The organism is Promineifilum sp. (SeqCode), from assembly GCF_041918635.1.
In the GTDB taxonomy this organism is placed as follows: domain Bacteria; phylum Chloroflexota; class Anaerolineae; order Promineifilales; family Promineifilaceae; genus Promineifilum.
This window is the reverse complement of sequence record NZ_JAYRVJ010000528.1, coordinates 1-8,525: the sequence shown is the minus strand read 5'-3', so window position 1 is coordinate 8,525 and position 8,525 is coordinate 1. Positions and strand designations below refer to the sequence as shown.

General features: G+C 65.8%; 6 protein-coding genes and 2 pseudogenes. 2 read left to right on the top strand and 6 right to left on the bottom strand.

Annotated elements, in window-relative coordinates:
- Positions 1-839 (top strand): annotated as a pseudogene (uvrA, locus tag ACE3UY_RS15810) (ABC-ATPase UvrA); the annotation flags it as partial.
- Positions 840-978: 139 nt separating this feature from the next.
- Here uvrA and minE read toward each other — a convergent pair.
- The 6 genes from minE to ACE3UY_RS15780 all read right to left on the bottom strand — a co-directional run bounded on the left by minE (position 979) and on the right by ACE3UY_RS15780 (position 7,628).
- Complete coding sequence (gene minE, locus ACE3UY_RS15805) at positions 979-1,257, bottom strand: cell division topological specificity factor MinE (protein ID WP_374688460.1); 279 nt, start codon at positions 1,255-1,257, stop codon at positions 979-981.
- A 13-nt stretch (positions 1,258-1,270) separates the two neighbouring features.
- Positions 1,271-2,074: a septum site-determining protein MinD gene (minD, locus tag ACE3UY_RS15800; protein ID WP_374688459.1), complete on the bottom strand. Its 804-nt coding sequence runs from the start codon at positions 2,072-2,074 to the stop codon at positions 1,271-1,273.
- Positions 2,075-2,234: 160 nt separating this feature from the next.
- Positions 2,235-2,951, bottom strand: a complete 717-nt coding sequence (gene minC, locus ACE3UY_RS15795) for a septum site-determining protein MinC (RefSeq protein WP_374688458.1) — start codon at positions 2,949-2,951, stop codon at positions 2,235-2,237.
- A gap of 153 nt (positions 2,952-3,104) precedes the next feature.
- Positions 3,105-5,642 carry a phenylalanine--tRNA ligase subunit beta gene (gene pheT / locus ACE3UY_RS15790; RefSeq protein ID WP_374688457.1) on the bottom strand — a complete coding sequence of 846 codons (2,538 nt, stop codon included), beginning with the start codon at positions 5,640-5,642 and terminating at the stop codon, positions 3,105-3,107.
- Positions 5,643-5,770: 128 nt separating this feature from the next.
- The gene (pheS, locus tag ACE3UY_RS15785; protein WP_374688456.1) at positions 5,771-6,796 is read right to left on the bottom strand and encodes a phenylalanine--tRNA ligase subunit alpha; all 1,026 of its coding nucleotides are present in this window, start codon (positions 6,794-6,796) and stop codon (positions 5,771-5,773) included.
- A gap of 415 nt (positions 6,797-7,211) precedes the next feature.
- Positions 7,212-7,628, bottom strand: coding sequence for a hypothetical protein (locus ACE3UY_RS15780; protein WP_374688455.1), 417 nt, complete (start codon positions 7,626-7,628; stop codon positions 7,212-7,214).
- A 253-nt stretch (positions 7,629-7,881) separates the two neighbouring features.
- Here ACE3UY_RS15780 and ACE3UY_RS15775 point away from each other — a divergent pair.
- Positions 7,882-8,525, top strand: a pseudogene (locus ACE3UY_RS15775) (sensor histidine kinase); the annotation flags it as partial.

Sequence of the window (8,525 nt, the reverse complement as noted above, 5' to 3'; positions counted from 1 at the left end):
TCTACGGCGCGTCCACCCCGCCCGGCGCGCACGACGGCATCGACGGCTGGGAGCGTTTCGACAAGGTCATCACCATCGACCAGGCCCCCATCGGCCGCTCCACCCGCTCCAACGCCGCCACCTACACCGACGCCTTCACCCCCATCCGCGAGGCGTTCGCCGCCCAACCGCCCGCCCGCGAGCGCGGCCTGAGCGCGCAGCACTTCTCCTTCAACGTGCCCGGCGGGCGCTGCGACCGCTGCGATGGGGCTGGAATGCTGGCGGTGGAGATGCACTTCCTACCCGACGTGCAGGTGCGCTGTCCCGTCTGCCACGGGCGGCGCTTCAAGCGCGAGGTGCTGGCGGTGGAGTACCGAGGCCACAACATCGCCCAGGTGCTCGACATGACCATCGAGGAGGCGTTGACGCTCTTCGACGGAGTCCCCGCGGCCAAAGCGCGGCTGGGGCTGATGGTCGAGACGGGCATGGGCTATCTACAGCTCGGCCAGCCCGCCTCGACCTTCTCCGGCGGCGAGGCGCAGCGGGTGAAGCTGGCGAAGGAACTGTCGCGCCGCGCCACCGGGCGAACGCTCTACCTGCTGGACGAGCCGACGACTGGCCTGCACCCGGCCGACACGGCCCACCTGGTGCTGCTGTTGCAGCGGCTGGTCGACGCAGGCAACACGGTCATCGTCGTCGAGCACAACCTGGACGTGGTCAAGTGCGCCGACTGGGTGATCGACCTCGGCCCGGAGGGGGGCGAGGCGGGCGGGCAGATTATTGTCGCCGGCGCGCCCGAGACCGTCGCCGCCCACCCGGACTCTATCACCGGGCAAAAGTTGAAGGGGCTTCTTTCATAAATAAGAGGAACACAGAGGGACACATGGGTCACACAGAGTAAGAGCGTTTCTTTCTCTGTGTCTCTCTGTGTCCGGTCTCCGTGTCCCTCTGTGTTCCTCTTTAGAATCTGCCAAATCTGCCCAATCTGCGGATGCTCTCTTATACCTTGTGTCCGTTGGCGCGCCGGCCGCGGACGGACGCCAGCGGAATCTCGGCGATGAGCCGGTTCTCCTGCGTGCTCTGCTCCAGGTGGACAATGACGTTGTCGGTATCGACGGCCGTATGGCGGGCAATGACGGCCACGATGTCGTCCTTGATCTGCTCCAGCAGCCCCGGCGGCAGGTCGGCGCGGTCATGCACCAGCACCATCTGTAGACGCTGTTTGGCGACCTGACCGCTACTTTCGCTCTTACCCAGCAATCGGTTGAGCCAGTTCATGCGTCGCGCCTCCCTACTGTCCACCCATGAACGCCCGCAGCCGGGCCATGAAGCCCTGCTTCGCGGACAAATCCATGAAGGGTACGTCCTCTCCATCCAGCCGGCGGGCGACGTGGCGGAACGCCTCGCCCGCGCTGGAGCCGTTCAGGCCATGCATGACCAGCGGCAAGCCCTGATTGCTGGCGACCAGGATGCGCTCGTCCTCCGGGATGACGCCCAGCAGTTGGACGGCCAGCACGTCGAGCACGTCGGTCACGGAGAGCATGTCGCCGCGGCTGACCATCTCCGGCTTGACGCGGTTGATGATTAGCTGGCCCGGCCCTTTCTCCTCAGCCTCGATGAGGCCAATGATGCGGTCGGCGTCGCGGACGGCCGAGACCTCGGGGTTGGTGACGATGAGTACCTTGTCGGCCGGGGCCACGGCGTTGCGGAAGCCGCGCTCGATGCCGGCCGGCGAGTCGATGAGGATGTAATCCATCTCCTCGCGCAACTGGTCGCACAGCAGGATCATGTCGGAGGGGCTGACGGCGTTCTTGTCGCGCGTCTGGGCCGCCGGAATCAGATATAGCTCCGGTTGGCGCTTGTCCTTGATCATCGCCTGGCGCAGCCGGCAGCGCCCTTCGACCACGTCTACCAGGTCATAGACGATGCGGTTCTCCAGACCCATGACCACGTCAAGGTTGCGCAGGCCGATGTCGGCGTCGATGGCCGTCACGCGCTTGCCCCCCATCGCCAGGGCCGACGCCAGATTGGCTGTCACCGTCGTTTTCCCCACGCCGCCCTTGCCCGAGGTAACCGTCAAGACTTGTGCACTCATAGTTTTTGACCTTCCCGTTACAGAAGAATCCACAGATTTCACCGATGATACAGATTGTTTTGGTCGGCGGTCGTTAGTCGTTGGTCGCCAGTCGGAAGCGACCAACGACTAACCACTTACCACCAACGACCAACGCGACCGTCTGTGGCTCCTTTCCTCATCATACCGCGTGTCTCGTCTGCCACGGCTCGGCCACGATCTGGCCGTCGCGAATGGCCGCTTGCTCGGGGATGGGAGCGTGGCGGCTGTCGGGCGGGGCGACGGCGATCTGGTCGGCGATGCGCAGTTGGGTTGGGTTCAAATCCAGGGCGCAGATGACGGCGCCCGCGTCGCCCAACGCGCCGGCATGCACCAGGCCGCGCAGCCGGCCCCAAACGATCACGTTGCCCGCGGCAATGACTTCCGCGCCGGGGTTCACGTCGCCCAGAATGACCACGTGCCCCTCATGCCACACCGAGCGACCCGACCGCACCGTCTCGCGCAGGAAGAGCGCGTTGGGGGCGGGGGGCTGGCGAGCGGCGGCGGGCGCGCTGTCGGCCGGCTCGACGGGCAGGGCGTTGCCTTCCAGGTCGGTGGCGCTGCCGGAAAGCCGCGTGGCCAGACCGACACGCCGGGCCGACTCGCGCGTCGCCACGTCCTGCGTCAGCAAGGCCCAGAGCGTGAGGTCATACCCCTCGAACAGCCGCTGCATCTCCACCAGTTGTTCATAGCTCAGTTCGCGACGGCCGATCTCCACGGCGATGCGGCTGCCTCGCAAGAAGTCGCGCTTGGCGTCCAACTGGCCGGGCAGAAGCTCGAAAATGGCAAAGTCCGGGTGGTCGTCCACCCGGATTAGCAGGCCGTCGCGTATCCCTTTAATCTCGACTGGCTGTGCCACTATCCCTTTCCCGCCACATCCGGTACGCCCGCTCTCGCTACAGTGATCATCCATCGACGGGCTGAATTGTTGAAATAATACAACAAGAGCCGGCAAATGGCAAGCGGGGAAACAAAAGCGGCCCGGCATCGGGGGGATGCCGGGCCGCGCGGCTCATTCGCGCAGCTTCGCGCCAAGCTGCTGTTCCAGCAGCTTCAGCAGTCGCCCGCGCTGCCGCGACACGTCTTTATCGGTCAGCGTCTTGTCCGGGGCCTGGAACGCTAGATGGTAAGCCAGGCTCTTCTTGCCCGGCGGCAACTGGTTGCCCTCGTACACGTCGAACAGGGCGACCTCGCGCAGCAGCGCGCCGCCGTACTGGCGCAACGCGGCTTCCACATTCGCCGCCGGCAAGCCGGCATCCACAACCAGCGCCAAATCCTCGCGCACCGGCGGGTAAGTGGACACGGGCACGTAGGGGTACTTGTCGGGCACGAGCGGCAGCAGCGCCTCAAGGTCAATGTCAGCAGCCAGCACCGGCTGATTCCGTTCTATCCGCAGGTCGAACCCCTTGACGACGCCCGGATGAAGCTCGCCCATGATGCCGATCTGCCGCTCACCGACCAGCAGCCGCGCCGAGCGACCGGGCCGGTACGTGGGGTGGGCGGCTGCCTCGACCGTCACCGGCACGTGCAGCGCCTCGAAGAAAGCGTCGAGCACGCCCTTCAAATCGAAGAAGTCATACGTTCCGGCCGCGCCGTTGTTCCAGCCGGAGGCGGCGCGCCGGCCGGTCAACACCAGCGCCAGCCGGGTCAGCTCGTCCGGCAGCGGCTCCTCTTCGCCCGCCAGGTAGACTTCGCCGATCTCGAACAGGGCGATGCGTTCGGCGTGGCGGCTGTTGGCCGCCGTCGCTTCCAGCACTGACGACAGGATGCTGTGGCGCATGACGTGGCGGTCGGGCGCGGGCGGGTTGAGCAGCGCAACGTAGGGCCGGCCATCGGGCGGCCCCGCCGGCAGCAGCCGCGCCTCGCGGTCGGGCGAGGTCAGCCGGTAGCTCCAGATTTCTTGCAGCCCCAGGTCGACCAGCAGGTCGCGGACGCGCTCCTCGCCGTCCAACTCGGCATTGCCGCGCTGTGGGGGCAGCTCGTCGGCCAGCCGGGTGGATGGGATGCGGTCGTAGCCGTAGAGACGGCAAATCTCCTCGACCAGGTCGTGCGGCCCCTCAATGTCCAGGCGGTGGTCGGGAGCCGTCACGCGCAACTGGTCGCCGCGCGGTTCGACGGTGAACTCCAGCCGCTCCAGCAACGCGGCCATCGTCTCAGCCGGCAAGTCCAGCCCACTCAGCTTGCGGGCGTAGACCGGATCGAGGTCAACCACCACTGGCTCGGCCGGGTTGGGGTAGTAATCCACGATGCCCTGGGCCACCACGCCGCCGGCTAACCGGCGCATCAGTTCGGCGGCGCGCTTGGCGCCCATGAGCGCCAGACTGGGGTGGACGCCGCGGCTGAAGCGGTAGGCGGCCTCGGTGTGCAGGTCGAGGGCGTTGGCGCTGCGGCGGATGTTGATGAAGTTCCAGGCCGCCGCTTCGAGCAGGACGTTGGTGGTGTCGTCCTTGATCTCGCTCTCCAGGCCGCCCATGATGCCGCCGACACTCAAGTTGCCGGCCGGGTCGGTGACCAGGATGGTGTACGGCTCCAGCTTATGGACGGCCCCGTCGAGCGTGGTCAGCGTCTCACCGAGGTGGGGCAGGCGGGTGTGTATATGGATCGGGCCATCAGGCGCGTAGCTATCGGCGCGGCGGCGCAGCACGTCGTAGTCGAAGGTGTGATTGGGCTGGCCGATCTCGAGCATGACGTAGTTGCTGATGTCCACGACGACGTTGATCGGCCGCTGCCCGGCCAGCCGCAGGCGGTGCTGCATCCAGTAGGGGCTGGGTGTCTGGCGCACGCCCTCGATAACCAGGGCCACGAAGCGCGGGTTGAGCGCCGGCTCGTCGGTGGTGATGACGACGCGCCCCTCGACTGGCGGGCCTTCCATGACTACGTCGGTGTCGGGATAGCGCAGCGTCTTGCCGGTCAGCGCCGCCAGTTCGCGGGCCACGCCCAGAATGGATGTGGCGCGGGCGGTGCTGGGCAGGATGGCGATCTCCAGCACGGCGTCGCCCAGCACGTCTTGCAGCGGCGTCCCCGGCTCGTAGGGGCGGGTTTCAAACCCGCCCCTACCGGCGTCCTGCATGAGGATGATACCCTCGTGCTCCTCGCTGATGCCCAACTCCTTTTCGGAGCAGAGCATCGAATCGTTGTAGATGCCGCGCAGGGGACGCCCCTTCAGCCTGGCCTTGACGCGCCCCTCTTTGTGGCCGTCGTAGAGCGTGACCCCTTCCAGCGCGTAGGGGGCGTACAGGCGCTCGGCGCTCAGGTCGCCCCGGCCAATGTAGGGGAAGAGATTGGGCGCGCCGGTGACGGCCACTTTCGGTTCGGCCGCGCCGTAAGCCACCGTCGCCAGCACCAGGCGGTCGGCGTCGGGGTGCTGCTCGACCTTGAGCACCTGGCCCAGCACGATCCTCTCCCGATCCCACTCTAGCTCCGCGCCCGGCAGGCCGACGTACTCGATGCTCTCCACCTCCAGCCCGGCGTTGGTCAGCAACTCGGTCACCTGGGGCACGGGCAGGTCGATATCTACGTATTCTCTCAACCATGATAGCGGTACGCGCATAACTATCTCCAGCGTGTCATTTGCAGGTTGCAGGGGGGCAGGGGGGAGGGGGTGCAGGGGAGAAAGAGCTCTTTGGTCAGTGTCTTATTCACCCCTGCGCCCCCGCTCCCCTGCTCCCCCGCGCTTCCTCAAAACTGCTCCAGGAAGCGCAAATCATTGGCCCAAAACTGCCGGATGTCATCAATGCCGTACTTCAGCATGGCGATCCGCTCCGGGCCCATGCCGGCGGCGAAGCCGAAGTACTTGTCCGGGTCATAGCCGCCGTTGCGCAGCACGACCGGATGCACCATCCCGCAGCCCAGAATCTCCAGCCAGCCGGTGTACTTGCACACCGCGCAGCCCGCGCCCTCGCACAGGATGCAGCTGATGTCCATCTCCGCGCTCGGCTCGGTGAACGGGAAGTAGCTGGCGCGGAAGCGCGTCTCCCGGTCGGCCCCGAACAGTCGCCGGGCGAATTCGGTCAGCGTGCCCTTCAGGTCGGCGAAGGAGATGTCATCGCCGACGGCCAGCAACTCCACCTGGGTGAACTGCATCTCGCTGCGGGCCGTCACCTGCTCGTTGCGGTAGCACATGCCGGGCAGGACGACGCGGATCGGCTCCGGGTAATACTCGCGCATGGCCCGAATCTGGCCGCCGCTGGTGTGGGTGCGCAGGATGACGCCCTCAGTCGTGGTGTAGAAGCTGTCCTGCATCTCCCGCGCCGGGTGGTGGGGCGGGAAGTTGAGCAACTCGAAGTTGATCTCGTCCGTCTCCACGTCGCGGCTGCGGTAGACCTGGAAGCCCATGTCGCCGAAGATGCGGTAGATGTCGCGCAGGGTGCGCGTGACCAGGTGGAGCCGGCCGCGCGCCGGCTGCCGTCCGGGCAGGGTCACGTCGAGCGCCCCGGCGGCCAGTTGCGCCTGAAGCTCGGCCCCCTCGGCCAGGGCCAGCTTCTCATCGTAGGCGGCCTGAAGCTCGGCCTTGACCTCGTTGAGCCGCTGGCCGAAAGCGGGCCGTTCCTCCGCGCTGAGCGCGCCCACCTGGCGGGTCAGCAGGTAGATGCTGCCCTTGCGACCCAGCGTGTCGCGGTACCACACCTCCAGCGCCTCGCGCCCCTCGGCCGCCGCCAGCGCCGCGGCTGCTTGTTCGTATTGCTGTTCCAGTTCCGCTAACATAGCGCCTCCAGAGTTGTCATCCGCAGATTTCGCAGATTAAGAAGCTCACGCAAAGAACGTCAAGCGTCTCGTTCTCTTTGCGTTCTTTGCACCCTTAGCGAGCTTGGCGTGAGCTTCTTCATAATCTGCCAAATCTGCGTAATCTGCGGATAACCTTTTCTTCCAACAAAAAAGACGCGGGTCTCGCCGCGTCTTGGGGGATTCTCTGTCGCCAAGCCTTGCTCAAGCGGAACAGAGCGTCTCGGCCGTCGCGGCGCGGGACTCGTTCGCAAAAGCAAAGCTAAAAAACATGCTAGAACGGTAACCGTTCATCATGCGCGCATGGTAGCACTATGGTAAAGTGTTGTCAAGCAACGAAACGCCCCCTTCGGGGGAAGGGGGCGTGAAATCCGAACGAGCGGCGGTTGAGATGACGCTAGAAGCTGCCCGAGACGACGAGCGCGCCGGTGGTAGTCTTGATCTGCACCCGGGAGCCGGCGCTGATGTTCGGCACGGCCTGGCCCAGGTCGCTGTTGCGTTCCAGGCGGCCCGCGCCCAACGCGCTGACCCGGAAGCTGCCGACCTTCGCGCCGTTGACGAAGACGTTCAGCGTCTTGCCGGCCAGCGACCGGGCGTTCTCCAGCTCGACCTGGAACTCGCGCTCGCCGCCCTCGGCCTTGTATTTGGCCGTGCCCTTAGCCGTGGCATAAGGCGCGCTGCCCTTCAGCGCGATGCGCGTGGCGTCGCCGCCTTTGGCGTGGGCCGCCGGCGCGATCATGAAAGCGTTCAGCAGCAATGCCGCCAGAAAAACACCCAACACCGTTACTTTGAACCACCCTTTCTTCACTAACATGATGTATCTCCTTTCTTCTTGAACTACAACGTTTGTTCTTTCATTACGAAGCTTGACAGATGCCCCAGAACCTCGTTTGCAGCGCTTCCAAAAATCTGCGAAATCTGCGGATGCTTCCTCTTGCCATGTCCACCAGGCTATCTAGTCAAAAGAATAGCCGTTCCCAGCCCGCGACGAATCGGGCCAAGGTCGGGACTTCCGCTCCGACCTTCGCCCTGACCCGTTCCGACTTTGGTCTGATCGGAGGCGCGCCATGACCACCACTCCGCCAACCCCGGCCGGCCGGCTCAGCCTGGCGCGGCAGTTCACCATCGCCAGCCTGCTCATCCTGGTCGCGGCGGCGCTCGCCCTGGGCTGGTGGGTGGGGGCGCAGATCGAGCGCAGCGTCGTCAACCGCACGGCCGAGACGACGGCCCTCTTCGTAGACAGCTTCATCGCCCCCAACCTGCAAGAGCTTTCTACGTCCGACACGCTGACGCCCGAACACATCGCCGCGCTCGACCGGCTACTCGAGGACACGCCGCTCGGCCGGCAAATCCTCTCCTTCAAGGTCTGGGACGAGCGGGGCACAATCCTCTACAGCGCCGAGCCGGCGACCATCGGCCAGACCTTCCCGATGGGCGAGGGGCTGACCCGCGCCTGGGCGGGTGAGGTCAGTTCGGAGATTAGCGAGTTGGAGAGCGCCGAGAACGTCCTGGAACGGGCGCAGCGCGCCGAGCTGCTGGAGACCTACAGCCCGGTGCGGCTGAGCGGATCGGACGAGATCATCGCCGTGGCCGAGTTCTATCAGGCGGTGGACGACCTGCGGGCCGACATCACCGCCGCCCAGCGGCGCAGTTGGCTGGTGGTGGGCCTGTCCATGCTGGGCATCTACCTGCTGCTGGTCGGCTTTGTCGG

Coding starts and splice junctions, on each gene's coding strand:
- pheS (WP_374688456.1), bottom strand. CDS start 6,796: ATGTTAGCGGAACTGGAACAGCAATACGAACAAGCAGCCGCGGCGCTG.
- minE (WP_374688460.1), bottom strand. CDS start 1,257: ATGAACTGGCTCAACCGATTGCTGGGTAAGAGCGAAAGTAGCGGTCAG.
- pheT (WP_374688457.1), bottom strand. CDS start 5,642: ATGCGCGTACCGCTATCATGGTTGAGAGAATACGTAGATATCGACCTG.
- minD (WP_374688459.1), bottom strand. CDS start 2,074: ATGAGTGCACAAGTCTTGACGGTTACCTCGGGCAAGGGCGGCGTGGGG.
- ACE3UY_RS15780 (WP_374688455.1), bottom strand. CDS start 7,628: ATGTTAGTGAAGAAAGGGTGGTTCAAAGTAACGGTGTTGGGTGTTTTT.